24 protein-coding genes are annotated in these 25,572 nt (G+C 65.3%); 15 read left to right on the forward strand and 9 right to left on the reverse strand.

The features are described 5' to 3' along the window. Positions 1-44: 44 nt before the first annotated feature. A complete protein-coding gene (locus FNA67_RS07720; protein ID WP_342211037.1) occupies positions 45-1,103 on the reverse strand; it encodes a LacI family DNA-binding transcriptional regulator in 1,059 nt (352 codons plus the stop codon). Positions 1,104-1,341: 238 nt separating this feature from the next. Here FNA67_RS07720 and kdpF point away from each other — a divergent pair, with 238 nt between their 5' ends. The 9 genes from kdpF (at position 1,342) to FNA67_RS07765 (ending at position 10,696) form a co-directional block, all read left to right on the forward strand. Further along, a complete protein-coding gene (kdpF, locus tag FNA67_RS22065) occupies positions 1,342-1,431 on the forward strand; it encodes a K(+)-transporting ATPase subunit F (RefSeq protein ID WP_145976700.1) in 90 nt (29 codons plus the stop codon). Between the two features lie 12 nt (positions 1,432-1,443). Beyond that, positions 1,444-3,135 carry a potassium-transporting ATPase subunit KdpA gene (gene kdpA, locus FNA67_RS07730; protein WP_147655616.1) on the forward strand — a complete coding sequence of 564 codons (1,692 nt, stop codon included), beginning with the start codon at positions 1,444-1,446 and terminating at the stop codon, positions 3,133-3,135. A 10-nt stretch (positions 3,136-3,145) separates the two neighbouring features. Further along, positions 3,146-5,197 carry a potassium-transporting ATPase subunit KdpB gene (gene kdpB / locus FNA67_RS07735; protein WP_147655618.1) on the forward strand — a complete coding sequence of 684 codons (2,052 nt, stop codon included), beginning with the start codon at positions 3,146-3,148 and terminating at the stop codon, positions 5,195-5,197. An 11-nt stretch (positions 5,198-5,208) separates the two neighbouring features. Next, the gene (gene kdpC / locus FNA67_RS07740) at positions 5,209-5,769 is read left to right on the forward strand and encodes a potassium-transporting ATPase subunit KdpC (RefSeq protein ID WP_147655619.1); all 561 of its coding nucleotides are present in this window, start codon (positions 5,209-5,211) and stop codon (positions 5,767-5,769) included. A gap of 6 nt (positions 5,770-5,775) precedes the next feature. After that, positions 5,776-8,469 carry a sensor histidine kinase gene (locus FNA67_RS07745; protein WP_147655620.1) on the forward strand — a complete coding sequence of 898 codons (2,694 nt, stop codon included), beginning with the start codon at positions 5,776-5,778 and terminating at the stop codon, positions 8,467-8,469. Then, a complete protein-coding gene (locus tag FNA67_RS07750; RefSeq protein WP_147655621.1) occupies positions 8,466-9,164 on the forward strand; it encodes a response regulator in 699 nt (232 codons plus the stop codon). Before FNA67_RS07745 ends, FNA67_RS07750 begins: the two co-directional genes overlap by 4 nt. Positions 9,165-9,270: 106 nt before the next feature. Further along, on the forward strand, positions 9,271-9,732 hold the full coding sequence (locus FNA67_RS07755; protein ID WP_147655622.1) for a hypothetical protein: 462 nt from the start codon (positions 9,271-9,273) through the stop codon (positions 9,730-9,732). A gap of 14 nt (positions 9,733-9,746) precedes the next feature. Further along, positions 9,747-10,391 (forward strand): SH3 domain-containing protein, encoded by a 645-nt coding sequence (locus tag FNA67_RS07760; protein ID WP_147655623.1) that lies wholly within the window; start codon positions 9,747-9,749, stop codon positions 10,389-10,391. Positions 10,392-10,405: 14 nt separating this feature from the next. Continuing rightward, complete coding sequence (locus FNA67_RS07765; protein WP_147655625.1) at positions 10,406-10,696, forward strand: SHOCT domain-containing protein; 291 nt, start codon at positions 10,406-10,408, stop codon at positions 10,694-10,696. Between the two features lie 93 nt (positions 10,697-10,789). Here the strand turns inward: FNA67_RS07765 and FNA67_RS07770 are convergent, their stop codons facing one another. The 7 genes from FNA67_RS07770 to FNA67_RS07800 form a co-directional block, all read right to left on the reverse strand. Beyond that, positions 10,790-11,671, reverse strand: coding sequence for an N-acetylmuramic acid 6-phosphate etherase (locus tag FNA67_RS07770; protein ID WP_147655627.1), 882 nt, complete (start codon positions 11,669-11,671; stop codon positions 10,790-10,792). A 3-nt stretch (positions 11,672-11,674) separates the two neighbouring features. Then, complete coding sequence (locus FNA67_RS07775) at positions 11,675-12,574, reverse strand: N-acetylglucosamine kinase (protein ID WP_147655629.1); 900 nt, start codon at positions 12,572-12,574, stop codon at positions 11,675-11,677. After that, positions 12,571-13,245: an N-acetylmannosamine-6-phosphate 2-epimerase gene (locus FNA67_RS07780; RefSeq protein WP_147655631.1), complete on the reverse strand. Its 675-nt coding sequence runs from the start codon at positions 13,243-13,245 to the stop codon at positions 12,571-12,573. Before FNA67_RS07780 ends, FNA67_RS07775 begins: the two co-directional genes overlap by 4 nt. Further along, complete coding sequence (locus FNA67_RS07785; protein WP_147655633.1) at positions 13,242-14,114, reverse strand: carbohydrate ABC transporter permease; 873 nt, start codon at positions 14,112-14,114, stop codon at positions 13,242-13,244. Before FNA67_RS07785 ends, FNA67_RS07780 begins: the two co-directional genes overlap by 4 nt. Continuing rightward, positions 14,111-15,031: a carbohydrate ABC transporter permease gene (locus tag FNA67_RS07790; protein ID WP_147655635.1), complete on the reverse strand. Its 921-nt coding sequence runs from the start codon at positions 15,029-15,031 to the stop codon at positions 14,111-14,113. Before FNA67_RS07790 ends, FNA67_RS07785 begins: the two co-directional genes overlap by 4 nt. Positions 15,032-15,105: 74 nt before the next feature. After that, the gene (locus FNA67_RS07795) at positions 15,106-16,347 is read right to left on the reverse strand and encodes an extracellular solute-binding protein (RefSeq protein WP_147655637.1); all 1,242 of its coding nucleotides are present in this window, start codon (positions 16,345-16,347) and stop codon (positions 15,106-15,108) included. A 29-nt stretch (positions 16,348-16,376) separates the two neighbouring features. After that, entirely contained in the window at positions 16,377-17,447 is a 1,071-nt protein-coding gene (locus FNA67_RS07800) for an ABC transporter ATP-binding protein (protein ID WP_147655639.1), read from the reverse strand. 316 nt (positions 17,448-17,763) lie between these two features. Here FNA67_RS07800 and FNA67_RS07805 point away from each other — a divergent pair, with 316 nt between their 5' ends. From FNA67_RS07805 to FNA67_RS07830, 6 genes are all read left to right on the forward strand, one after another. Further along, the gene (locus tag FNA67_RS07805) at positions 17,764-19,287 is read left to right on the forward strand and encodes an ABC transporter substrate-binding protein (protein WP_174851672.1); all 1,524 of its coding nucleotides are present in this window, start codon (positions 17,764-17,766) and stop codon (positions 19,285-19,287) included. Between the two features lie 65 nt (positions 19,288-19,352). Next, positions 19,353-20,312 carry an ABC transporter permease gene (locus FNA67_RS07810; RefSeq protein WP_147655641.1) on the forward strand — a complete coding sequence of 320 codons (960 nt, stop codon included), beginning with the start codon at positions 19,353-19,355 and terminating at the stop codon, positions 20,310-20,312. Between the two features lies 1 nt (position 20,313). After that, positions 20,314-21,153, forward strand: a complete 840-nt coding sequence (locus FNA67_RS07815; RefSeq protein WP_147655642.1) for an ABC transporter permease — start codon at positions 20,314-20,316, stop codon at positions 21,151-21,153. Further along, on the forward strand, positions 21,150-22,910 hold the full coding sequence (locus FNA67_RS07820; protein WP_147655643.1) for an ABC transporter ATP-binding protein: 1,761 nt from the start codon (positions 21,150-21,152) through the stop codon (positions 22,908-22,910). The genes FNA67_RS07815 and FNA67_RS07820 overlap by 4 nt, the downstream gene beginning before the upstream one ends. Beyond that, a complete protein-coding gene (locus FNA67_RS07825; protein ID WP_147655644.1) occupies positions 22,907-23,923 on the forward strand; it encodes a serine hydrolase domain-containing protein in 1,017 nt (338 codons plus the stop codon). Before FNA67_RS07820 ends, FNA67_RS07825 begins: the two co-directional genes overlap by 4 nt. Positions 23,924-23,926: 3 nt before the next feature. After that, positions 23,927-25,042: an anhydro-N-acetylmuramic acid kinase gene (locus tag FNA67_RS07830; protein WP_147655645.1), complete on the forward strand. Its 1,116-nt coding sequence runs from the start codon at positions 23,927-23,929 to the stop codon at positions 25,040-25,042. On the opposite strand, the gene FNA67_RS07835 is transcribed toward FNA67_RS07830, so the two are convergent. Next, entirely contained in the window at positions 25,039-25,467 is a 429-nt protein-coding gene (locus FNA67_RS07835; protein ID WP_147655646.1) for a GNAT family N-acetyltransferase, read from the reverse strand. The genes FNA67_RS07830 and FNA67_RS07835 overlap by 4 nt on opposite strands. Between the last annotated feature and the right edge of the window lie 105 nt (positions 25,468-25,572).

Genomic DNA, 25,572 nt, shown 5'->3' on the forward strand with positions numbered 1-25,572 from the left:
TCCTCCCTTGAAGTGTCTTTGACCGGGGTTTTGGCCCCGGCGGTTCAGGCGGTTTCGTACTCCATCAGCACGCAGGGGACTGTTTCCCTGCGTGACGCTTGCCCGACGTCGCCTCCAAGCCTGTCGAGCAGCATTTGCGTGGCCCGGCGTGCCAGCACCTCGGGGCTGTTGCCCACCGTGGTCAGGCGCGGCCGGACATATTCGAGTTGAGCGATGTGGTCGAAGGTGGCCACGGCGATGTCGCCGGGGACGCGGATTCCGCGATCGTAGAATTCGGTCAGGGCACCGATGGCCATGAGCGAGTTGGCAAAGAACACCGCCGAGGGCAGGGCCTCCGCATGGGTGTCGCAGAGCCAGCCGACGGCGGCCTGCCCCGAAGGCGGCAGGAACGAACCCTCAAAGCGCAGTGTCGGGTCAAGCGGAACGCCATGATCGGCCAGCGCCTGCTCGAACCCGGCACTGCGCGCGCCCGATTCCCGAAATGCGGTGGGGCCGGTGACATGGGCGATACGGCGGTGTCCGGCCCTGGCCAGATGCGTGCCCATGAGATAGCCGCCGCCATAATCGTCGAGGCTGACGCTGTCGATGCCCGGGCTGTCGAGCGGGCCGATGAAGACCACGGGCAGGTCGATCTGCTCGATCTGGTCGAGCATGCCGTGCAGCGCGAAATCGGCCACGATCACGCCATCAACCCGCTTGCGGCTCAACTGCTTGAGATATTCGCGCCCGTGCAACTCCGGGTGGCCGCCCGGCACGTCGGTGTTAAAGACCAGGGTGTCCATGCCGGACGCCTCGATCTCGGTCTGCACCGTTTTGACCAGTTCGGTGAAATAGGGGTTGAGGATATCCGGGATGAAGATGGCCACCAAGTTCGTTCGCCCGGTGCGCAGGCTCTGCGCCTGCGGGTTGGGGACGTAGCCCAGCTCCTCGATGGCGGCCAGCACGCGTTCGCGCAGTGGCTTGGAAACCCGGTCGGCATGGTTGAGCACGTGCGACACAGTCGTACGCGACACCCCCGCTCGCTCCGCCACTTTCGAGATCGTGCTCATGAAGGGTATTGTTAGCAGCTCAAAATCGATTTGCAAATGGATTTGCAAATCCATTCATATGGCGCGCGGGGAACGCCCGTGCCGGGGTTTAAGGGCGGGTGGGCCAGCGATTTTACGCAGGCTTTACGCGGGGTTGGGGCAATCGGTCTGGCGCCGTTACGCGCCCTCGCTCTATCGCGGCTTCATCCCAATCGGATGGAGCGATCATGTTTCTCGATCTCGTGTTTCTGACCGGCGGATTGGCGGCCTTTGCGGTCGCCGCGCTGCTGGTCCTTGCCGTGGAGCAGCTCAAGTGACCCTCGATATCGTGCTGGGCGCGATCCTGGCTGCTGCCCTGTTCGTCTATCTCCTTGCGGCGCTGCTGCGCCCCGAACGCTTCTAGGTGAGCATTCCAATGGTTTCCGACCTCGTCCAAGTCGCCATCTATGGCGCGCTGCTCGTGGGGCTGGCCGTGCCCATCGGGCTCTATATGGCGCGCGTCTATTCAGGCGAACTCAAGTTCCTGGCCCCAATCGAGCGTGGCATCTATGCCGTTGCCGGCGTCAAGGCCGGGCAGGGGCAGCACTGGAGCGCCTATGCGCTTTCCCTAATCGCCTTCAATGCCGCCGGGTTCGTGCTGCTGTTCCTGATCCTCAAGTTCCAGGACCTGCTGCCGTTCAACCCCGCCGGCCTTCCCGGGCTCGCGCCCGACCTGGCGTTCAACACCACGGTCTCGTTCGTCACCAACACCAACTGGCAAGCCTATGGGGGCGAAACCACGCTCTCCAACTTCAGCCAGATGGCCGGCCTGACGACGCAGAACTTCCTCTCTGCCGCCACCGGCATGGCCGTGGCCGCCGCCGTGGCGCGCGGGCTGGCGGCGCGCCAGGTCAAGGCGATCGGCAATTTCTGGGTCGATATGGTGCGCTCCACACTCTACATCCTGCTGCCGCTCGCCATCGTGCTGGCGGTCGTGCTGATGTGGACCGGCGTGCCTCAGACCCTGGATGCTTCCGTCTCCGCCACCACGCTCGAAGGCGCGCACCAGACGATCTCGGTCGGCCCGGTGGCCTCCCAGCTCGCGATCAAGCAGTTGGGGACCAATGGTGGGGGCTTCTTCAATACCAACTCGTCCCACCCCCTCGAGAACCCGACGGCGCTGTCGAACCTCCTGACCATGATCGCGATCTTCGTGGTCTCGGTCGCCTTCCCGTTCACCTTCGGGAGGATGGTCAACGACAAGCGGCAGGGCAGGGCCCTGTTTGCCGCCATGGGCGTGCTGCTGGTGCTCGGCTTTGCCGGCATCTACGCGGCCGAAAAGGCGGGCAATCCGCTCCAGGCCGGCATCGTCCAGAGCGAGATGGGCAACATGGAGGGCAAGGAAGTCCGCTTCGGCGTCGTCAATTCGGCGATCTGGGCCGAGGCAACGACTGCCGCCTCCAACGGTTCGGTCAACTCCATGCATGACAGTTTCACGCCGCTGGGTGGCCTCATCGCCATGCTCAACATGGCGCTGGGCGAAGTGGTCTTCGGCGGCGTCGGCGTCGGCCTGACGGGCATGCTGCTGATGGTGATCGTAACCCTCTTCCTGGCCGGACTGATGGTGGGACGCACGCCCGAGTACCTGGGCAAGAAGATCGAGGCGCGCGAGGTCAAGCTCGCGGCCCTGACCCTGATGGTGATGCCGATCGGCGTGCTGGTGTTTTCGGGCCTGGCGATCCTGGCAGGCACCGCACAGTCCTCCGTGCAGGACGCAGGGCCGCATGGGCTCTCCGAACTGCTCTACGCCTATATCTCAGCGACGGGGAACAACGGCTCGGCCTTTGCCGGCTTCACGGCGAACGTGGTCTGGCACAACACCTTCCTCGGCATCGCCATGCTCCTGGGCCGGTACGGCTACATCATCCCGATCCTGGCGATCGCGGGCTCGCTCGCCGCCAAGAAGAGCGCGCCGCCCTCGGCGGGCACCTTCCCGACCCACGGACCGCTCTTCGTCACGCTGCTGGTCGTCGCCGTCCTCATCGTGGGAGCGCTCACCTTCCTGCCCGTCTTCGCCCTGGGTCCGATTGCCGAGCAAGTATCCCTTGCCGCCGGCCAGAGCTTCTAAGGATAGTCTCATGTCCAAACAGCCAACCCTTACCAGGGAAATCGGCCTCTTCGATCCCGCCATCCTCCTGCGGGCAGCCGGGCAGGCCGTCACCAAGCTCAACCCCAAGGGGCTGATGCGCAACCCGGTGATCTTCGTCACCGCCCTCGTTTCGGTCTTCACCACCATCCTGGCGATCCGCGACGGCGTGACGGGTGCGCCCTCGTTCGGCATCGGGGTCCAGATTGCCATCTGGCTCTGGTTCACGGTGCTCTTTGCCAACTTCGCCGAGGCTATTGCGGAAGGGCGCGGCAAGGCCCGCGCCGATGCCTTCCGTGCCACCAAGGCCTCGGCACGTGCCAAGGTTCTGGTCGACCCCAAGAACCGAGAAATCTTCGAATGGCAGGATCTTGCCGATGTCGATATCGGCGAAATCATCGTCGTGGAGTCCGGGGATGTCATACCGACGGATGGCGAGGTCATCGAGGGCATAGCCTCGGTCGACGAGAGTGCGATCACCGGCGAGTCCGCGCCCGTCATCCGGGAATCGGGCGGCGACCGTTCGTCCGTGACGGGCGGAACGCGTGTCGTCTCGGACTGGCTCGTGGTCCGGATCACCGCCAAGGCCGGCGAAACGTTCCTCGACAAGATGATCGCGCTGGTCGAAGGCGCCAAGCGGCAGAAGACCCCCAACGAAATCGCGCTGGACATCCTGCTTGCCGCGCTGACCCTGGTGTTCCTCTTCGTGGTGGTGACGCTGCCGTTCTTCGCGCTCTGGTCGGGCTCCCATATCCCCACCATCTACCTGGCAGCGCTGTTCATCACCCTGATCCCGACCACGATCGGCGGCCTGCTCTCGGCCATCGGCATTGCCGGCATGGACCGGCTGGTCAAGGCCAATGTCGTGGCCAAGTCCGGGCGCGCCGTCGAGGCGGCCGGCGATATCGACGTGCTGCTGCTCGACAAGACGGGCACCATCACCTTCGGCAACCGCATGGCAGACGCCTTCGACCCTCTGCCCGGAATCAGCGAACGCGAACTCGCCGAGGCGGCGTTCCTCTCCTCGCTTGCCGACGACACACCCGAAGGCAAGTCGATCGTCGAGCTGGCGCAGCGCAAGTTCGGCTTTTCGGATAACCCGGTGCGCGACGAGGCGACCTTCGTGCCCTTTACCGCCCAGACCCGCATGTCGGGCGCCGACCTGCCCGATGGCGTCGAATTGCGCAAGGGCGCCTCGGACGCGGTACTCAAATATGCCCACCAGCATTCGGGCACCGAGCTCGACGCGATCATCCGCCGGATCGCGAGTTCGGGTGGTACGCCGCTGGTCGTTACCAGGGATCGCCGCATCCTGGGCGTCGTGCACCTCAAGGACGTGGTCAAGCCGCAGATCCGCGAGCGCTTCGCCGAATTGCGCACCATGGGCATTCGCACCGTGATGATCACGGGGGACAACCCGCTGACGGCTGCCGCCATCGCCGCGGAAGCCGGGGTTGACGATTTCCTCGCCGAGGCCACGCCCGAGCGCAAGCTCGAGCTCATTCGCAGCGAACAGGCGAACGGACGGCTGGTAGCCATGTGCGGGGACGGCTCGAACGACGCGCCCGCCCTGGCCCAGGCCGATGTCGGGGTGGCAATGAACTCGGGCACGCCGGCAGCCAAGGAAGCGGGCAACCTCGTCGACCTCGACAGCGACCCTACCAAGCTCATCGAGATCGTGCTGGTGGGCAAGCAACTGCTGATTTCGCGCGGAGCGCTGACCACCTTTTCGATCGCCAACGATGTGGCCAAGTACTTCGCCATCCTGCCGGCGCTGTTCGTCTCGTCCTATCCGGGGCTGCAGGTGCTCAACGTCATGGGGCTGGCGAGCCCGGAATCGGCGATCCTCTCGGCGCTGATCTTCAACGCGCTCGTCATCGTGGCGCTGATCCCGATCGCGCTACGGGGCGTGCGCTACAAGCCCGCCACCGCCTCCGCCCTCCTGTCCCGCAACCTGCTGATCTACGGGCTGGGCGGACTCGTCGTGCCGTTCATAGGCATCAAGCTCATCGACATGGCGGTCGCCATGCTCCACCTGGTTTGAGGAGAGATAGCATGCTTACACATCTGCGACCCGCAATCGCTACGCTGGGCCTGCTGACCCTTCTCACCGGCGTCGCCTATCCGCTGGCCATGACCGGCATCGGACAATCGGTCTTCACCGGTTCGGCGAACGGTTCGATGGTCACCGTGGACGGCAAGCTCGTCGGCTCCGCCTTCGTAGGGCAATCCTTCCAGTCGGATCGCTATTTCCACGGGCGTCCGTCCGCGACCGGGCCGGATCCCTACAACGCGGCGTCGTCGTCGGGATCGAACCTCGGACCGAGCTCGAAGGCGCTGGACGAAGAGGTGCGCAAACGTGCCGCCGCGCTGGGCGGAGAAGGGCCCGTTCCTGCAGACCTGGTGACGGCCTCCGCCTCCGGGCTCGATCCCGACATCTCGCCGGAAGGCGCGGCCTGGCAGGTCGCCCGCGTCGCTGCTGCGCGCGGCTTGCCGGTCAAAGATATAGAGCAACTCGTTGCGCAGCATACCAGGGGACGTGACTTTGGTATGCTCGGGCAGCCCCGAGTCAACGTGCTCGAGCTCAACATGGCGCTCGACGCTCTCAAATCGTAGGACGAGATGGCTCTGGCCGAACCCAGCCGACCGACCCCCGAAGCCCTCCTTGGCGAAATCAGCAAGGAGGGCAGGGGCAAGCTCAAGGTCTTCCTCGGCGCCGCACCCGGCGTCGGGAAGACTTTTGCCATGCTCGAGGAGGCGGACAACCGCAAGCGCGCGGGCATCGATGTGGTCGTGGGGCTGGTCGAAACCCACGGACGCGCCGAAACCGCCAAGCTCCTCAAGCCGCTCGAGCAGATCGCGCGCCGCAAGGTGGAGTATCGCGGCCAGATGCTCGAGGAGCTGGACATCGACGCGGTGCTGGCCCGCAAGCCGCAACTTGCGATTATCGACGAGCTGGCGCACACCAACGTGCCCGGATCGCGCCATCTCAAGCGCTGGCAGGACGTGGTGGAAATCCTCGACGCCGGCATCGACGTCACCACCACGCTCAACGTCCAGCACATTGAAAGCCTCAACGACGTCGTTGCGCGGATTACCGGCGTGCGGGTGCAGGAAACCGTCCCGGACGAAATCCTACGCCGCGCCGACGACATCGAAATCATCGACCTGCCGCCCGAGGAGCTGATCACCCGCCTCAAGGCAGGCAAGGTCTACGTGCCGGGCAATATCGGCCGCGCGCTCGAGAACTTCTTCACCAAGGGGAACCTGACGGCCCTGCGCGAACTGGCGCTGCGCACCGCCGCCAGCCGGGTGGATGCCGAAATGCTGGCCTACATGCAGGCCAATGCCGTCCGTGGCCCCTGGCCGACGCAGGAACGCCTGCTCGTCTGCATCAACGAAGCCGGCATAGCCAAGACGCTGGTGCGGGCCGGCAAGCGCATGGCCGAGCGGGCCAACATCCCCTGGCTGGTCGCTACCGTGGTGACGCCGCGCCACGAGGCCATGGGGGACGCGGCACAGCGTGGCATCGCCGAGGCCATGCAGCTTGCCGAAAGCCTGGGCGCCGAGACGGTGACCCTTCATGCCGAAAGCAATGCGGCCGAGGAAATCCTCGACCTCGCCAGGCACCGCAACGTCTCGCGCATCGTCATCGGCCGCCCCAGGCCGCGCCGCCCCTGGCACTTCCTGCGCGAGCCGGTGGCAGACAAGCTGCTCGACGCCGCCACCGACTTCGAGCTGACTGTGGTTGCAGGGACCGGCAATCGCGAGGAACCGCACCCGGGGCTGCATGTCGACCTGTCCATCAACTGGTGGGGCGTGCTGGTGGGGGCGGTGGGCGCCGCCGTGGCGACGTTCGTGGCCTGGGCGGCGCTGGAGATCTACCCGGTCCCGCTGGCGTCGCTGGCCGTCATCTACCTGGTCGGCGTCCTTTTCGTGGGGGCACGCTACGGCCTGCGCCCGGCCCTCGCGACCAGCCTGGTCTCGTTCCTCTCCTACAACTTCTTCTTTTCCGAGCCTCTCTACAGCTTCACCATCCGGCAGGTCGAAGATGTGGTGGCCATCTTCCTCTTTCTCATCGGGGCACTGTTCACCGGCACCCTGGCCGGTCGGTTGCGGGCGCAGGTCCAGTTCATGCGCGCCTCCCAGCGACGGACGGAAACGCTCTACGACTTCGCCAGGCGGATCGCAGAGAAGACCGAACCGGACGACGTGCTCTACGCCGGCGCCTATCACATCGCGGCAACGCTCGATTGCCGGTCGCTGATCCTCATGCCGGACGACGCCGGGCAGCTCGAACAGGTGCAGGGCTATCCGAGCATCGAGGAGAACCTGGACGCCCGGGCATTGGGGGCAGCGCGCTGGGCGTTCGAGCGCAATGAGCCCGCGGGAGCCGGCACCCAGACCCTTCCGACCTCGGACTGGCTGTTCGTTCCCCTCGCCACGGGCAAGCCGCTTGGCGTGATCGGCGTGCAGTTCCGCGACCCCCGCAAGAGCCTCGATCCCGAAACCAAGCGGCTGCTGCTGGCAGTCGAGGACCAGGTGGCGGTCGCCGTCGAGCGGACGCGCATGGCCGGGGATCTCGAAAATCTGCGCGTTCAGGCCGAAGGCGAAAAGCTGCGTTCGGCGCTGCTCAACTCGCTCAGCCACGACCTGCGCACGCCACTGGTTTCGGTGATCGGCGCGATCTCGAGCCTCGGCGAACCCGGCCTGCAAAGCGAGGATCGCCGTGCGCTTCTCGAAACGGCGCTCGACGAGGCTAGGCGGCTGGATCGATACGTGCAGAACCTGCTCAACATGACCCGGCTCGAATACGGCGCGCTGACGCCGAAGACTGCCGCGATCGAGTTGCGCGAGGTGGTGGGCGCGGCGCGCCACGACCTGGAGCGGGTGCTTGTCCGTCATCGCGTTCGCATCGACCTCGACCGGGCCCTGCCGCGCGTCGAGGCGGACCCGGTTCTGCTGACCCAGGCCATCGCCAACGTCCTCGAAAACGCCGCCAAATACTCGCCGGCCGGATCGGAAATCGTGATCTCCGGGCAGGCGACCGCCCAGGGTGTCGCGCTCTCGATAGCCGATGAGGGGCCGGGCATCGCGCAGGCGGAGCGGGAAAAGGTGTTCGAGCTCTTCTATCGCGTCACCGAAGGCGACCGCCGCCCCTCCGGGACGGGACTGGGGCTTGCAATCGTTCGCGGCTTCGTTGAAGCCATGCGCGGAACGGTCGGCGTCAAGGACAATCCGGCCGGCCACGGCGCGATGATCGTCATCACGCTGCCGCTCGCCAACCCCCGTGCCTTGCCCCAAGAGACAGAATGAGCAGCCAATCCAAGCCCCGCATCCTCCTGATCGAAGACGAGGCGCCCATCCGGCGCTTCCTCACGATCGTGGCGGCGAGCGCCGGCTTTGAGACCGAGGAAGCCGAGCGGGGACGGGCAGGGGTTGAACTGGCCGCGACCACGGCCCCGGACGTGGTGATCCTCGACCTCGGCTTGCCGGACATGGACGGCAAGGCGGTGATCACCGCCATCCGCGAATGGTCGCAGGTGCCCATCCTCGTGCTCTCGGTGAGGGACGCGGAGAACGAGAAGATCGCCGCCCTCGACGCCGGTGCGGACGACTACGTGACCAAGCCCTTCGCCACCGGCGAACTCATGGCGCGCCTCCGCGCCCTCCTGCGCAACCGCAAGTCTCCGGACACCGAGCCGTCGACCATCGTCGCCGGCGACCTGCAGGTCGATCTCGCCCGCCACGAGGTGACCCTGGCGGGCGAGGAGATCAAGCTGACCCGTAAGGAATTCGAGGTGCTGGCGCTCCTCTCCAAGTTCGCCGGTCGGCTGGTGACGCATCGCCAGCTGCTTTCGATGGTCTGGGGGCCGGCGCACCTTGAGGATGCCCACTACCTGCGCATCGCGGTGGCCCATATCCGCGACAAGCTTGGGGATGACGCAGCCGAACCGCGCTTTATTGTGACCGAACCGGGCGTCGGCTATCGCCTCATCGCCGGGGAGTGAGCCGGCCGACTTTGGTACAGGGCGCCAAAACCGAGGATTTCCTGCCAATTTCCTCCGTGGTGAAAGGGAGTAACGTTTCCTTCAAATCCAATGGGAGGAGAAGGACGTGCATAAAGCTCTTGCCCGCCTGCTCGGAAGCATCATGCTCCTGGCAGGTCTTCTGACCGGACCGACCATCGCCCAGGATGCCAACGCCTTCGTCATCGTGCCGGATCATCCCGGCGGGGTAGGCGTTTATGGCTGCTACAGGGCCAACCAGCCCCTCTATGGGCCCTACATTCTCAGCTTCTGCCTCGAACGGCGCGGCACCTACCAGGTGCGCGGCGGCGGCGTGCGTTGCGACGGGCGCCTGACCTGGCACACGGCCGGTCGCGACGTGCTCGTCGATATCCAGCGCGCTTCGTGCGGCGGCGGCGTCGCCTGGGAGGCCGCCACTATGGATTGCCGCCCGACGGGACGTTCGATGGGCGTCGTCGGCCAATTGATGCGGCTTTCGTCCCTGCGTTGCACCTATCGCCCGACCGTTCGGTTCAAGGGACCGCGCGTGTTCACGGCCAACCGCATCTAGTGAGGAGAGTACCGATGATGCCACTGAAAGTGTTGCGCTCGCTGCTGTTGGCGGTCGCCCTGGGATCGGGTCTGGGTGGCATCGGCGTGGCGTTGGCCATCGAGCCGTTCGTGATCGTGCCTGACACACCGGGAGGCGGTGGAGGTGGTGGCGGAGCCATGCGTGGCAACGCCGTCGCCACGGCCAACGTCAACGTGCGCCAGGGCCCGGGCACCAACCATCGCGTCGTGGACGTGCTACAGCGCGGGGAGAGCGTGCACATCGTGCGGTGCCAGAACAACTGGTGCCTGATCGACCATCGCGGGCCATCCGGCTGGGTCTCGGCGAACTATCTGCGCGAGGTGGTCGACACCGGACGTCCGGGCGGTGGCGGCGGGCCGATCGGCGGCCCGATCGGTGGCGGAGGCTCGAACCGCCTGGTCTGCTTCTTCGAGGGCGCCGATTTCCGCGGCCCGAATTTCTGTGCAAGGCCCGGCGAAAGCGATCGGAACCTGGGGGCCTGGGGCCGCCGGATCATGTCCATCCGCATAGATGGACGGGCGGCCGTCGATGTCTGCACGCAGCGGAACTTCGGGAACTGCTCGACCTTCCGCAGCGACGTGCGCGTACTCAACCGGATGCTGCAGAACAATGTCGGATCGTTCTACGTGCATCGCTAACAACGAGGTGTGAGATGATTACCAGAAGACGCGGCCCGAGCCTTGTCGGGCGAACAGCACAAACCGTGGCTCGCACCGCCGTAATTGCCGGCACGGCCACTGCCGTCTCCGGCAAGGTCGCGGCGCGTCAGGCGGGCGGCAGCGCGCCGGCCGCAGGAGCACCGCCCGCCACGCCCGAACCTGCGGCGCCCGCCGGTCTCAGCCAGGAGGCCATGGCGCAGTTGGAAAAGCTGGCCGACCTCCATAAGTCGGGAATCCTGACCGATGAGGAATTCGCCGCGCAGAAGGCCCGCATTCTCCAATAGGGGTGGGCCTAAGGGCAGTTGAATCAATCTATGAAGAAGGCCGGCATCCCGATTCAAAATCAAAGGGATAGCCGGCCTTCGTGATTCAGATTGTCAGCGGGTGAGCGCGGCGCGCAGGTTCCCGTTGGCCGACGCGATGACGGCCAAGGCATCATCCCTGGAAAGACCCAGGGTCAGCATCACCACAGCCGTCTTGATCACCCGGCCGGCTTCCTCGAACGCCTTGGTGGCCGTTTCGAGATCCGTGTCGGTCAGGTCGGCGACCATGAGCGCGCCACGCTCGCGCAGCTTGGCGTTGGTGGCCTGCATCTCCACCATCTTGCCGCGATAGACGAAACCGAGCCGGATCATGACACCGGTTGAAATGCAGTTGAGCGCAGCCTTCTGGGCGGTGCCGGCCTTCATGCGGGTGGAGCCGGCGAGAATTTCGGGGCCCGTCTCGATGAGGATAGGCAATTCGCAGGCCTCGCCGACGCGCCCGCCGCGATTGTTGTAGATGCCGATGGTGAGGGCGCCGATCTGTCGGGCATGCTTGAGGCCCGAGATGACGTAGGGCGTGCGCCCGCTCGCTGCGACGCCGATGACGACGTCGTTGGGGCCGACCGCGACGCCATCCAGGTCGGCCACCGCAGCGGCCTCGTCATCCTCCGCGCCTTCCTTGGCGCGCAGGAAGGCGCCTTCGCCGCCCGCCATGAGGCTGACGGCGCGGCTGGCGGGCCAGTTGAAGGTCGGTGTCAGTTCCGCCGCGTCCTGGGTCGAAATGCGCCCTGACGTGCCGGCGCCGATGTAGACGAGACGTCCACCGGCAGCCAGGCGCTCCGCGCTCAGGTCGATGGCCTTGCGGATTGCCTGGCTGGCAGCCTGCACGGCGCCGATCGCGTAATACTGGCCTTCGAGAATGCCGGCCACGAGATCGGACGTGCTCCAGTCCTCAAGCGTGGCGTACCGGGAGGAGGCAGTTTCTGTGGTCGACATGGTCTATTCCGTAACGTGGTGGGTGCGCGCCATTTGCGCGGCATGGAGAGCGGCGTCCGTCTCGGGGAACGATACGTCCTGGCCGGGGAGGGCCGCCAGCAGAGATTGCTTGATCGCTGGATGCAGCCTGATGACACCCCCGACATAACCGATCGGCAGCTTCTGCGTGCGCTTGACGAGGGCGAGGCCAAGCCGGGCGAGTTCTACGCCGGCGTCGGCCAGAATGCGAAGGGCGAGCGGATCGCCCGCTTCGGCTGCCGCTGCGACCTTCTGGGCCAACTGGCCGATCTGGCCGCGGTCGCCCCCGTAAACGAAGGCGCGGGTATCGTCCCAGCTCGACCCGCCCATGGCCTCAAAGAGGGTGACGGCAAGGATCGAGGCTTCGGCCGGGCCGCCGGTTTCATCGATGCGGCGATAGATGAGATCGAGGGCGCGCAACGCGATCCAGGTGCCTGAGCCACCGTCGTCGATCAGCAGCCCGCGGCCGCCGACCCGGATGGTGTTCCCGTCGGCAAAGAGATGAAGGCCGACCGAGCCCGTACCGGCCGCGATGAGGTGCCCCGTTCCCGGCGCGAAAACGGCGCGATAAGCGAGTTCCATATCGTCCATGGTGAGGACGGACTCGCGCGGCGTGCCCAGGAGATCCGCGACCATGACCTTGACGTCGTCATAGGCCCGCGGCCCCAAGCCAGTCGCCCCGATCGTGACGACCGCCGGGCGGGCGCCCGAGACGCTCGCGATCTCGGCCAGCACGGCGGCAAGCTTTTCACGCTCGACCGGATTGAACGTGTGCCCGGTGGCGCCGCCAGAGGCGCCACGCGCGGCAACAGCGCCATCTTCGGCCAAAAGCACCCAGCGCGAAGCGGTGCCGCCGATATCAATGCCGAGAAATCCCTGGCTCATCGCGTCCCCAGGACTTCCCGGGCAAAGACCTTGGTGATCTCGCGCGGGTTGGTGATCATCGTGCCGACGACCACGGCATAAGCGCCCGCGTCGATGGCGGCGCGCGCCAGTTCCGGCGTGTTGTAGCGCCCCTCGGCTACGATGGGGGCCTCGACCCGAGCCGCCAGCGCGCGCACCAGATAGAGATCGGGGCCGGGCGTCTTGGTCGTGTATTCGGTGTAGCCCGAGAGCGTGGTCGAGATGTAGGTCGCGCCCATCTTTTCTGCCGCGATGCCCTCTTCGAGAGTCGAAATGTCGGCGAAGACTTCGGCACCCAGTTCGTCGCGGATACGGCGGACCAGGGTTTCGGGAGGCTCGCCGTCCCGCGCGCGGGGCGTGCAATCGAGCGCAATGATGTCGGCGCCGGCATCGACAAGCGCCTTGGCGGAAGCGAAGTCAGGGGTGATGTAGACGGGGTAGGTGTCAGAAAACACCTTGTTGATCCCGATCACCGGCAAGCCGGCTGCCTTGACCGCCCGCACGTCTTCCGGGCCGTTGGCCCGGATGCCCGCAGCCCCGCCGTCGCGCGCTGCAAGCGCCATGGCCCCCATATATTGCGGCCCGTGCAGGGGATTGTCGGCGCGCGCCTGGCACGAGACGATGAGCGCCCCCTTGGGAAGCTTGTAGTTCATTTGACGGCTCCGGCAGTCATGCCGTTGATGAACTGGCGCGACAGGATGATGTAGATGAGGATGATCGGGGCCGCGGAGAGGGTCAGGCCCGCGAACAGCACGCCCCAGTCGGTGGTGTATTCGCCCATGAAGCTAGTCAGGCCCTGCGGCAGCGTCTTGAGGTTGTCGTTCTGGATGAAGACCAGCGGGAAGAAGAAGTCGTTCCAGATCGGCACGACGTTCTGGATGGCGGCGATAACCATTGCCGGACGCACCAGCGGCAGCATCACCGACCACATGATCCGCAATTCGCTCGCGCCATCCATGCGCGCCGCATCTTCCAGCTCATTGGGCAGGGTGCGGATGAAGCCGGTCAGGATGAAGACGGTCGTGGGCAGCCCCATCGCGACGTAGACGAGGATCAGCGAGAGCTGGTTGTTGAGGATGCCGAAGTCGCGCATCAGGATGAAGAGCGGGATGATGGCGAGTTTGAGGGGCAGCGTCAGGCCCGCCAGGAAGAACATCAGGATGAAGCCCGATCCCTTGAACTCATAGCGGCCGATGGCATACGCGGCCATGGTGCCCAGCACCAGGATCAAGGCCATGGACGAGCCGGTCACGATGACCGAGTTGAGGAGGTAGCGCAGGAAATTCGTCTGCGTCCAGATCTTGGTGAGGTTTCCGACATGGGTGAGGTCGGGCACCGAGAACGGCGAGGCGAAGATCTGGGCGTTGGTCTTGAAGGCCGAGAACACCATGATGACGATGGGCGCCAGCATGATGAAGGTGTTGGCCCAGAGGATAACCTGGATGAGGCCGTCCCGTCCGAGTGTGGAGAGCAGCCCGGGGCGATCGTAGCTGGCGGCCTTTGTGGCGGTCGCGGTGGTCATATCTGGATCTCCCGCGCACGCAGCCTGGTGGTGAGAATGCTGGCGAGCACAGCAACGAAGAGGAAGATGAGAACGGCCAGGGCGCTACCCGCGCCGAAATCCTGCGCCGCGCTCGACTGGTTGCCGAACGCCGTGCGGTAAAAATAGAGGCCCAGCACGTCGGTCGAGCCATAAGGCGAACCATCCAGGCCCACCATCACGTAGGGCAATTCGAACCAGTTGAAGGCGCCCACGAACAGCAGGGTGAAGACCACCGTGGCGCTGGGCGCGACGAGCGGCCAGACGATCTTGGTGACCTTGGTCCACTCGCTCTCGGTTTCCATGCGCACCGCGTCAAGGATTTCTCCCGGGATGCGCTGCATGCCGGCGAGGAACACGAGGGTCGGAAAGCCCACCATGTGCCAGGCATTGGCGACGATCAGCGCCCAGAGCGCGGTCGAGGCCTGACCGAGCCAGGGCTGGGCGAGGAACCCCAGGCCGATGGCCTTGAGCGAGATGTTCACGACGCCGAACAGCGGGTGATAGAAGAGCTTGAAGAGGTAGCCCACGATGATGGTCGAAAGCACCACCGGCAGGAATACCGCAACCCGATGGAAGCGAGCGCCCGGCAAGCCGCGCCACAGGCAATAGGCCAGGATGAAGCCGATGCCGTTCTGCAGAACCATCAGGGCGAAGAAGACGAGGACGTTGTGCCCGAAGGCATTGCGAGTCCAGCTCGCATAGGGCTCGGTGAAGAGCACCTTGTAGAAGTTGTCCAGCCCCACGAATTCGCCACGCGCCAGCCCGTTCCAGTCGAAGAACGCGTAGGCGAAGGCCGAAATGATCGGGTAGACGATGAACATGGCCACGAATGCAAGGGGCGGCACCAGCAGGGCCGTAATCCACATTCCGCGTCCGGTCAGGCGCAAGCTGGGCATCGGTGTTCCAAATATCCCTTGCAGGGGTGGAGGGAAGCGACCGGCGGATCGGATGACCCGCCGGCCCTGGGCAATTACTTCTTGAACGGCTCGTACCAGTTGGCGAGGCCATCGGTGAGGGCCTTGCCGATCTCGGCCGGGGTGGTCTGGTTGTCCAGGAGCTTCTGGACTTCACCCTGCAGCAGCACCGAACCAGAGGGCTCGCCATAACGGAAGTGGACGAGCATCAGGTAGGGGATCGAATGCTGGTTGAGCTCAGCGACTTCGCCCAGCAGCGGATCATCGAACGTGACGCCCGGAACGGTCGAGATGTTGTTGAGCTTGTTGGCGAACACCTGGCCGAAATCCTTGCTGGCCAGGAAGTTGAGGAACTTCACGGCAGCTTCCGGATGAGCGGTCTTGGCGTTGGCCGCATAGCCACCGTCGAAGTAGATGGCGACCAGCTTCTCGTCATCGGCCTTAATACCCGGAGCGGCGAAGACGCCAAGCTGGATATCCGGGTTCTGAGCGCGGAAGTTGGCGATTTCATAGGAACCACCGGCGAACATCGCGGCCATGCCCGAGGTGAAGAGCTGCTGGGCCGACGGATAGTCGAGGCCGATAAAGCCATCGGGGAAGTAGGCGGTGATGTCCTTGAGCTTGGCGAGGGCATCGACGTAGCGCGGGTCGTTGAAGTCGACCTTACCGGCCATCAGGTCGTCATAGAAGCCGCGGCCATAGATCGAGGAGACCAGGGCGCCCACGATGGTTTCGTTCTGCCAGGCAGTGGCGGTGCCGTTGGCGAAGGGAATGACGCCCTTGGCCTTGAGGTCTTCGGCTAGCTTGATGAACTCGTCCCAGGTCTGCGGTTCCTTAAGGCCGTTCTGGTCGAAGATGGCCTTGTTGTAGATCACGAACTGGGTCTGGCTGGCGAACGGCACGGCATAGAGCGTCTGGTCCGAACGCATGGTCTCGGCAGCGAGCGCCGCCGGGCTGAAATCGGCCAGGGCCGGGATCTTGGTGTTGTCGAGCGGCATCAGGTAGCCGCCGCTGGCGATGGTCTCCAGACCACCGAACGCGCGCACCATCATCAGGTCCGGGCCCGTGCCGCCGGCGAGCGCCGTCGACAGGATGGTGTTGTAGTTGGTGGCTTCGAATGCCTCGAACTTGACGGTGATGCCCGGGTTCTGGGCTTCGAACGTCTTGATCAGCTCTTCGTAGACGGCCTTGTCTTCCTGGCGCCAGCTCCAGAACGTGAGTTCCTGAGCCAGGGCCGGCATGGCCATCAGCAGACCGCTCAGGGCAGCGCCCAGGCGGAGCAAGTTTCTCTTTTTCATTGATCCCTCTCTCCTTGTAGTCGGAATATTCAAGCGGACAGCCGCTTTCCGTCCTCGACCGAGAAGAAGTGTACAGCGGCCGGGTCGGGCGTCACCGTAATTGTCTGGTCGGCTGAGAATTCTTCGCCCGGATGGGCCCTGGCCACGATCTGCTTGCCGTCCGCGAGCTGCGCATAGACGTAGGCATGATCGCCCAGATATTCGGCGTAGATCACCTTGGCAGCGAAACCCTCATCATGGGCGCCGCGGGCGATGGTGAGCGCGTCGGGGCGAACGCCCATGATCAGCGACGCACCGGCGGCCGGCGGAAGGTTGTTCATGGCAATGCTGCCGCCATTGGGGACCGAGAGACGGTCCCCGTCGCAGGTGACGTTGACCAGCGTCATCTTGGGCGAGCCGATGAAGGTCGCCACGAAGGTATTGGCAGGCGTCTCGTAGAGCTCGCGCGGGCTGCCGACCTGTTCGATCCTGCCCTGGTTCATGACCACGATGCGATCGGCCAGCGTCATGGCCTCGACCTGGTCGTGGGTCACATAGATCATGGTTGCGCCCAGATCGTTGTGGAGGCGCGCGATTTCGAGGCGCACGTCAGCGCGCAGGGCAGCGTCGAGGTTAGAAAGCGGCTCGTCGAACAGGAACACGTCGGGCTTGCGCACCAGGGCTCGGCCGATGGCGACGCGCTGGCGCTGGCCGCCCGAAAGCTCGCGCGGCCTGCGCTTGAGCAACTCGTCCAGCTTGAGCATGCGCGAAGCCTCGGCAATGCGCGACTCGACCTCGGCCTTGTCCAGCCCCATCAGCCGGGCGCCGAACGCCATGTTCTCATAGACGTCCATGTGCGGGTAAAGCGCATAGGACTGGAACACCATGGCGATGCCGCGCCGCGACGGCGGCACGCTGACCATGGAACGGTCGTTGAGGATGAATTCGCCTTCAGTGATGGGGTCGAGGCCCGCGATCAGCCGCAGCAGCGTCGACTTTCCGCAGCCCGAGGGGCCCACGAAAACCACGAATTCCTTGTCGCCGATCTCAAGGTCGATGCCGTGTAGGACCTCCGTTTCCTTGAAGCGCTTCTTGATTCCCCGCAAAGATAGACGCGCCAAGTACCGGTCCTCCGTTCGCTCACATCTGGCATACCAATATAAGTCCATTCTCTTTGGGGCAACCGTTGATGCAGGGGTTGTGGATTGTGGCACATTGCCCCGCGAACCAAACGGCCTGGGGAACGCCGCGAACTGGTAGGGAATAGGTATTGTGTGCCATGTGGTCGTGTCCCATACTCGCTCGCGGAAGGGTCCGAAGACGTCCGGTTGCGCTAGCGCCCGGGCCGTCCACAAGAATTCCCGGCGACGAGCGGAGGCTAAGGCCAGCCTGTCGGCCGACAAACGCGACAAGACTACCTAGGGGATGGTGGAAACAATGACGTTTTGGCAATCGCAGAAGAAGTTGCTGGCGGGCGTAGCGCTGGCCACGGTCGTTGGGGCGCTTGCGATTTCGGCGCCGGTCCAGGCTGCCACGCTGCGCATGGCATGGGCACAGGACGCCACCGGGCTGGACCCGCACAAGCAGACGGCGTTTTCCTCGCTGCGCCTGCTCGAGCTCATCTATGAGCCGCTGGTCCGGCTGGACGCCAACCTCAATATCGTTCCGGCCATCGCCGACTCCTGGGAGTTCAGCGCCGACGGCACCAGCCTGACGTTCAAGCTCAACCCGAACGCCAAGTTCCACAATGGCGAGGCGGTGACCTCCGCCGACGTCAAGGCGAGCTTCGAGCGCATCCTGGATGAAGCCACCGGCGCCGCCACGCGCGCCAACTTCCTCTCGATTTCGAGCATCGAGACGCCCGATGCCGGCACTGTGGTGTTCAAGCTCTCCCAGCCCGACGCGCCGATCCTGACGGCCATGACCGATCTCAACGCGGCCATCGTGCCGGCCAGCGAAATTGCCGCGGGCACCATCGGCACCAAGGCCATTGGCTCGGGTCCCTTCAAGCTCGACCAGTGGGAGCCCGACTCCAAGGAAGAGCTCAGCACCAATAAGGATTGGGCCGGTGGCGCAGTGGCGCTCGACGGCATCAATATCAGCGTCCTGCCCGACGAGACGGCCATCCTGGCCGCACTGCGCACCGGTCAGGTCGATTTCGCCCTGCTCAACGATCCGCTGGTCGCGACCCTCGTGCCGCGCGAGGCGAACCTGCAGCTCAACCGCCAGCCGGGCCTTGCCTATAATGTCCTGCAGCTCAACCCCTCCCGCTCGCCGATGACCGAACTGGGCGTGCGCCAGGCGATCTCCTGCGCGATCGACCGCCAGGAAGTCCTCGACACGGCGCTGCTCGGGGAAGGGCAGGTCACCGGCCCGCTGACGATCCCGGCCTATGCGACCGATCCCAAGGAGCTCTTCTGCTATACACCTGACCTCGAAAAGGCCAAGAAGCTGATGGCCGACGCGGGCCATGCCGACGGCTTCGAGGCGACCGTGATCGCCGCGACCGGCGAACCTCCTGTGGCCGCCTCGGAAGCGCAGGTCATCCAGTCCCAGCTTGCCGAAATCGGCATCAAGCTCAACATCGAGACCATGGAACTAAACGTCTATGTCGACCGCTGGCTCAAGGGCGACTTCGACATGGCGGTGGCCCAGAACGGCGGCCGCGCCGACCCCTACACGATGTACAATCGCTACTGGACCAAGGACGGCAACCTGCAGAAGGTTTCCAACTATATCGACGACACCCTCGATAGCCTGATGAAGCAGGGTCGCACCGAAACCGACCCGGCCAAGCGCAAGGAAATCTTCGCACAGTTCGAAAAGCACCTCGCAGAAGTCTCGCCCTGGATCTGGCTCTCGACCTCCTACAACTACACGGCCCAGCAGAAGACGGTGCATGGCTTCGTGCCCACGCCCACCGGCACGCTGTTCGGCCTGACCAAGGTCACCCTCGACTAATCGCGCCGCCTGATGTCGGCGAAGGACGGCGGCTGCGGCCGCCGTCCGTCTATCCAGGTTTTCCCATGAACTATGTAGCGCAGCGGCTGGTAACGTTCCCCCTGATCCTGCTCGGGGTTTCTGTTCTGGTCTTCGTTGCCATTCGGCTGATCCCGGGCGATGCCGTCACGGCCATGCTCGGTACCGAAGCCGGCCTGTTGACCGAGCAGCAGCGCGCCGCGCTCGCCACCTATTTCGGCATCGACCAGCCCTGGCCGACCCAATACTGGCACTGGCTGACGGGCCTGCTGCACGGCGACCTGGGCATTTCCGTCACCTATGGCAAACCGGTGCTCGACGTCATTCTCGAGCGCTTTCCGGTGACGCTCGAACTCGCGCTGCTTTCCATGGTGATCGCTCTGCTCGTCGGCATCCCCGCGGGCATCTATGCGGCGACCCACAGCGAAAAGCCCTCCGATCTCCTGGTCCGCATCGTTGCCATGCTCGGACAATCCACGCCGAACTTCGTGGTCGGCCTGCTTATCATCTACTTTCTCTCGGTCGGCTTCGGCGTCCTGCCCACGATGGGCAGCGTCGCGCCGCTCTGGCAGGACCCGATCGCCAATCTCAGCCAGATGATCCTGCCGGCCATCACGCTCGGCTTCGCCTTCGCCGCCTCGGTTACGCGCATTTCGCGTTCGGCCATGCTCGACGTACTGAAGGACGACTATGTGCGCACCGCCCGCGCCAAGGGCGTGCCACACCGGCGCACCATCTGGCGCCATGCGTTCCCCAACGCCCTCATTCCGGTGGTGACGCTGTGCGGGGTCGAGTTCGGCTACCTGCTCGGCGGCGCCGTGATCGTCGAGCAGATCTTCGCACTGCCCGGCCTTGGCCGCATGGTGCTCGACGCCATCAGCCAGCGCGACTATGCCCTGGTTCAGGGAGCGGTGCTGTTCGTGGCGCTCAACTTCCTCATCGTCAACCTGCTCGTCGACCTGGCCTATGTCGCCATCGATCCGCGCATCCGGCTCGGAGGGCAGTGAGATGGATATGCTCAAGGCCATCGCGCGCCACCCAAGCGGCCGGATCGGCGGCGCCATCATCGCGCTCTACATCCTGATCGCACTGTTCGCGGCCATCGGGCTCACGCCACACGATCCGCTCAAGCAGTTCCGCATCGACCGCCTGATGGCGCCCAACGCCACCTACTGGATGGGCACCGACCTTTTCGGGCGGGACATGACCAGCCGCTTGATGGCCGGCATCGGCCAGTCCTTCGTCATCGCCTTCATCTCCGTTGCTTTCGCCAGCGTGGCGGGCACGATCATTGGCCTCGTCGCCGCATGGTGGGGCAGGGGCTGGGATGGCGCCCTGATGCGCCTGATGGACGTGCTCCTGGCGTTTCCGGCGATCCTTCTGGCTCTCTTAATCGTGGCCATCGCGGGCCCCGGCACCTGGACCAGCATCCTGGCCATCGGCATCGTCTACACTCCCATCTTTGCGCGCGTGGTCCGCGGACCGGCGCTCTCGATCAAGACCCGTGAATACGTGGACGCGGCACGCACCTTCGGCAGCAGCCAGTTCTACATTCTCACCCGCCACATGCTCCTCAACCTCGTCGCCCCGCTCACCGTCCAGGTGACGCTTGCCCTCGCCTGGGCGCTGCTCACCGAAGCGGCGCTGAGCTTCCTGGGCCTTGGCACGCAACCACCGACACCTTCCCTGGGCCTCATGCTCAGCGATGCGCGCAATCTCATGGAATCGGCGCCCTGGCTGCTGGTGTTTCCGGCGCTCACGCTCATGGTCGGGATCTTGGGCTTCAATCTCTTCGGAGACGCGCTGCGCGACATCCTCGATCCCAAGACCCGGAGGGCCCGCGCATGACGCCGTTGCTTTCCGTCAAGGACCTGCGGGTCGGCTTCGGACGTGATCCGAAGGCCAATGAGGTGGTTCACGGCGTCTCGTTCGAGATATCGGCGGGCGAAACGGTGGCGATCGTCGGCGAGAGCGGCTCGGGCAAATCCGTGACGGCGCTCTCGGTCAATCGCCTCGTGGATTTCGGCGGCGGACGCGTGACGGCCGGCTCGATCGCTTTCCAGCGGGACGATGGCAGTGTGCTTGACCTCGTCGCGGCTGACGAGAGCCGCCTCGAAACCATCAGGGGACGGGAGATCGGCATGATCTTCCAGGAGCCGATGACCTCGCTCAATCCGGTGCATACCATCGGCTGGCAGATCGAGGAGGCATTCAGGCTGCATAAGGGGCTGCGTGGACGTGCGGCGACCACCGCAGCGCGCGAAGCGCTGGAGCGTGTCCGCATTCCCGATGCCGCCCGGCGTCTCTCCTACTATCCCCACCAACTGTCCGGTGGCATGCGTCAGAGGGTGATGATCGCCATGGCGCTGGCCAGCAGTCCGCGCCTGCTCATCGCCGATGAGCCCACGACCGCGCTGGACGTCACCGTCCAGGCGCAGATCATGGCGCTGCTCGATGAGCTGCGGCGCGAGATGGGCATGGGCATGATCTTCATCACACACGACATCGGCCTCGTTGCCGGCATCGCCGACAAGGTGATGGTCATGCAGGGGGGCATTGCCGTCGAGCAGGGGGAGCTGGGCGCCATCCTCGACAATCCACAGCACCCCTATACGCAGCACCTGCTGACCGCAGTGCCCCATTTCAGCAACGGCACCGCCGTCAGGACGGACCGGGTCGAGGCGGACGTGAAGGACGCCCCGATCGTTACGGTGGCCGACCTGGCCGTGCGTTTTCCGGTGCGTTCGGGGGTTTTCCGCCGCCAGACGGGAGCCGTCCACGCGGTAGACGGGGTCAATTTTGAGCTCCGCCGCGGGCGGACCCTCGCCATCGTGGGTGAAAGTGGATCGGGCAAGTCGACGACGGCCCGCGCCCTGATGGGCCTCGTTCGACCTACCAGGGGCGTGATCGAGACCAGCGAGACCCGGCCAGGCCGACACTCCTCGGAACGGCCTCTCCAGATGGTGTTCCAGGATCCCTTCGCCTCGCTCAATCCGCGCCTGACCGTCAGGGGCCTTCTGGCGGAGCCGGCGATTGCCGCCGGCATCCCCAATGACGCCGAGCTCGTGCGCAAGATGGAGGCGCTGCTCGAACGGGTCGGGCTGAAGCCCGACAGCCTCGAGCGCTACCCGCACGAGTTCTCCGGCGGACAGCGCCAGCGCCTGTGCATCGCCCGGGCCCTGATGCTCAACCCCGACGTCGTCGTTCTCGATGAGGCCGTCTCGGCGCTCGACGTTTCCGTGCAGGCGCGCGTGCTCGAGCTGCTCGTGGACCTGCAGCACGAATATGGCCTGGCCTACCTCTTCATCTCCCACGACATGGCGGTGGTCGAGCGGATCGCGCACCGCGTCGCGGTGATGTTCGCCGGCCAGATCGTGGAGATCGGCGAAGCGTCCTCCGTGCTGTCCAACCCACAGCATTCCTACACCAAGCGCCTGATCTCGGCGGTGCCGTCCGTCGATCGCCGTCACCAGCGGTTCGAGCTCGACACGCGCCAGGTGCCCTCGCTTGTGCGGCCGGCCGGGTTCGAGCCGGAGCCCGCGCAGTGGCGCGAAGTGGGCGCCGATCATCGTGCGCGCGTTGAAATGACAGGTAGTGACTCATGACGGATTCAGCCTTCTCCGCCCGGTTCGAGCGAGCCTTCGAACCTCTCGAGCAATGGGTGGCTTCCGGACGCATTCCGGGGGGCGTTCTCGGCATCGTGGATGCCTCGGGCCAACGCATGGTCCGCGCCATCGGGAAGGCGCAGACGGTGCCAACCGCACGCCCCATGACCGAAGGGACCTGGTTCGACCTGGCCTCCCTGACCAAGGTGATCTTCACCACCCCCCGCATTCTCGCCCTGGCCGAAGAGGGCGTCATCGACCTGGATGCGCCGCTCGTTGCTCTCCTGCCGGACTTTCAGCAGTACAGCCCCGACGCCTGGGCCCGCAAGATCACCTTCCGGCAATGCCTGGGCCACCAGACGCCTTTCCCGGCGGTTTTCCCGCTCTATACCTATGGGCGCGACCCGCATCTGCTCCGCGCCTTTGTGTTGCAGCACGATTGGCCCGCCGGGCCGGCGGTTTACTCGGACATCAACTTCATGCTGCTCGGCTTCGCTCTCGAGCGGCACACAGGCAAGACCATCAGGCAGATGGATCCGGGCCCCGGTTTCGCCTTTTCCGCCAGGCCGGACGAGGCGGCGGCGACCGAGGACTGCACCTGGCGCTATCGCGTGTTGAGCGGAGAAGTGCACGACGACAATACGTCCGCGCTCCAGGGGGCGGGGCATGCCGGACTATTCGGTACGGTGGGCTCGGTACTCGACTTTGCCGAAGGGCTGCTGACGGCCCGCGGGGTTTCGGCGCGCTCTGTGGAGTTGATGCGCACGCCCCTCTCGGCCCGTCGCACCCACGGCTGGGAGCGCCCATATGAAGGCTGGTCGGGCGGCGAGCATTGCTCCGCGCAGACGATCGGACACACCGGCTTCACCGGCACTGGCCTCTGGCTCGATTTCGAGAGCGGCTGCGCCTGGACCTTGCTGACCAATCGCGTCCACCCCACGCGGCATTTCGATAGCGGCATCCTGCAGCTTCGGCGGGCAGTGGGCGATCAGATCAATCTAGTCCTGGAGTAAATGATGGAACCGATCTGGGCCGTAGGGCTGATGACCGGCACCGTGCTTGACGGCAATATCGACGTTGCCCTGCTGCGCACCGACGGCGTGGAGGTCTCCGAGTTCGGAGCCTACACTCTGGCTCCTTATCCCGCCTCGATCCGGGAGCTGCTCGAAGAGACGCTCCAGCAGGCGCGGGCCTGGAACTTCGAGGGCCCCGAGCCGGCGATCTTCGCGCAGGCTGAGGACGCGCTCACCCGGGCGCAGTCCGAGGCTGTGCGGAAGCTCGTCGAAAGCGCGGGGCTGACCATGGGCGATATCGGGGCGGTAGGCTTCCACGGGCAGACCGTGCTGCATCGCGCCCCCCAGCCCGGCCGTATCGGCGCAACCCGCCAGCTAGGCAATGGCCAGCTCATGCACGAGATCCTCGATTGCAAGGTGGTGTACGACTTCCGCTCTGCCGACGTGGCGGCAGGCGGGCAGGGTGCTCCGCTATCGGCGGCCTACCACCAGGCCTTGCTCCGTTCCCTCGGCACCGGTGGCGATACCGCTGTCCTCAACCTGGGCGGCGTGGCCAACGTGACGTGGTGGGACGGGGCGGACAGCCTCGTGGCCTTCGACGCCGGTCCGGCCAACGCGCCGATCAACGATTTCGTCAAGGCGCGCGGGCATGGCGATATGGACCGGGATGGGGCGCTGGCCCTGGAGGGCAAGGTCGATGAGGAGCGTCTGGCCAAGCTCCTGACCCATCCCTACCTCACCGCTCCCTATCCCAAGTCGTTGGACCGTTTCGACTTCGGCGCGTCCATGGCCGATGGCCTGGGCCTCGAGGATGGCGCGGCGACCCTCACCGCCTTCACCTGTGGGGCCGTCGGCAAGGCCCTCGATATCCTGCCCCGGCGCCCCACCAGGCTGGTGGTCTGTGGCGGTGGGCGGCATAACCCGGCGATCATGGCGATGCTTGAGACGCGTGCTCGTGTCGAAGCGATCCCGGCCGAGACGGTGGGTTGGCGCGGTGATGCCATCGAGGCCGAGTGCTTCGCCTTCCTGGCGGTGCGCGTGCTCCGCGGCATGCCGATCAGTTTTCCGACGACGACGGGGGCGCCGCGCCCGATGCAAGGCGGCCGGATCGCCGGCTAGGCTTCGAGCAGCGATTTTTGCAGGAACGTGCGCGTTCTCCCCGGCGGAAACTCGGGGAGGGTGCCGAATGGCTTGTAACCGGCTCGTTCGTAGGTGCGCAGCGCTACCGGATTGAAGGTGTCTATGTAGGCGCCGTGGCATCCGCGCACGCGCGCCTCGTCCTCGGCGGCTGACAACATCGTGCTGGCCCAGCCGTGCCCGCGCAGTTCCTCGCCTACCCAGAGCCATTGGACATAGAGCCATCCCCAGCCGGTATAGCCGCTGATTCCCGCCACGATGCGCCCGGCCTCATCGCGTACGAAGACGGCGAGCGGCAGGCGGTTGGACGCCCCCACCTCGCCCTCGTTGAAGGCCGTAAGGTTGTTGCCGACGACGGCGAGGTCTTCCGGCGAGGGGGCGGACGTTACGGAAAGCGATGGCGTCATCTCGGCACTCGTTGAAGGTTTGGAGGCGGCGCCTCCGGCTGTTCCTAGCCGCACAGTGGAGCTTCGTCCAAGCGACAAGTGAAGGCTCTTTGCAACGCCTGAGGG

This window comes from Youhaiella tibetensis (assembly GCF_008000755.1).
Lineage (GTDB): Bacteria > Pseudomonadota > Alphaproteobacteria > Rhizobiales > Devosiaceae > Paradevosia > Paradevosia tibetensis.

Excerpts from the sequence above, each read along its gene's own strand:
- FNA67_RS07720 (WP_342211037.1), bottom strand. The coding sequence starts at position 1,103 with ATGGATTTGCAAATCCATTTGCAAATCGATTTTGAGCTGCTAACAATA.
- kdpA (WP_147655616.1), top strand. The coding sequence starts at position 1,444 with ATGGTTTCCGACCTCGTCCAAGTCGCCATCTATGGCGCGCTGCTCGTG.
- kdpB (WP_147655618.1), top strand. The coding sequence starts at position 3,146 with ATGTCCAAACAGCCAACCCTTACCAGGGAAATCGGCCTCTTCGATCCC.
- kdpC (WP_147655619.1), top strand. The coding sequence starts at position 5,209 with ATGCTTACACATCTGCGACCCGCAATCGCTACGCTGGGCCTGCTGACC.
- FNA67_RS07745 (WP_147655620.1), top strand. The coding sequence starts at position 5,776 with ATGGCTCTGGCCGAACCCAGCCGACCGACCCCCGAAGCCCTCCTTGGC.
- FNA67_RS07750 (WP_147655621.1), top strand. The coding sequence starts at position 8,466 with ATGAGCAGCCAATCCAAGCCCCGCATCCTCCTGATCGAAGACGAGGCG.
- FNA67_RS07760 (WP_147655623.1), top strand. The coding sequence starts at position 9,747 with ATGATGCCACTGAAAGTGTTGCGCTCGCTGCTGTTGGCGGTCGCCCTG.
- FNA67_RS07765 (WP_147655625.1), top strand. The coding sequence starts at position 10,406 with ATGATTACCAGAAGACGCGGCCCGAGCCTTGTCGGGCGAACAGCACAA.
- FNA67_RS07770 (WP_147655627.1), bottom strand. The coding sequence starts at position 11,671 with ATGTCGACCACAGAAACTGCCTCCTCCCGGTACGCCACGCTTGAGGAC.
- FNA67_RS07775 (WP_147655629.1), bottom strand. The coding sequence starts at position 12,574 with ATGAGCCAGGGATTTCTCGGCATTGATATCGGCGGCACCGCTTCGCGC.
- FNA67_RS07780 (WP_147655631.1), bottom strand. The coding sequence starts at position 13,245 with ATGAACTACAAGCTTCCCAAGGGGGCGCTCATCGTCTCGTGCCAGGCG.
- FNA67_RS07785 (WP_147655633.1), bottom strand. The coding sequence starts at position 14,114 with ATGACCACCGCGACCGCCACAAAGGCCGCCAGCTACGATCGCCCCGGG.
- FNA67_RS07790 (WP_147655635.1), bottom strand. The coding sequence starts at position 15,031 with ATGCCCAGCTTGCGCCTGACCGGACGCGGAATGTGGATTACGGCCCTG.
- FNA67_RS07795 (WP_147655637.1), bottom strand. The coding sequence starts at position 16,347 with ATGAAAAAGAGAAACTTGCTCCGCCTGGGCGCTGCCCTGAGCGGTCTG.
- FNA67_RS07805 (WP_174851672.1), top strand. The coding sequence starts at position 17,764 with ATGACGTTTTGGCAATCGCAGAAGAAGTTGCTGGCGGGCGTAGCGCTG.
- FNA67_RS07810 (WP_147655641.1), top strand. The coding sequence starts at position 19,353 with ATGAACTATGTAGCGCAGCGGCTGGTAACGTTCCCCCTGATCCTGCTC.
- FNA67_RS07815 (WP_147655642.1), top strand. The coding sequence starts at position 20,314 with ATGGATATGCTCAAGGCCATCGCGCGCCACCCAAGCGGCCGGATCGGC.
- FNA67_RS07820 (WP_147655643.1), top strand. The coding sequence starts at position 21,150 with ATGACGCCGTTGCTTTCCGTCAAGGACCTGCGGGTCGGCTTCGGACGT.
- FNA67_RS07825 (WP_147655644.1), top strand. The coding sequence starts at position 22,907 with ATGACGGATTCAGCCTTCTCCGCCCGGTTCGAGCGAGCCTTCGAACCT.
- FNA67_RS07830 (WP_147655645.1), top strand. The coding sequence starts at position 23,927 with ATGGAACCGATCTGGGCCGTAGGGCTGATGACCGGCACCGTGCTTGAC.
- FNA67_RS07835 (WP_147655646.1), bottom strand. The coding sequence starts at position 25,467 with ATGACGCCATCGCTTTCCGTAACGTCCGCCCCCTCGCCGGAAGACCTC.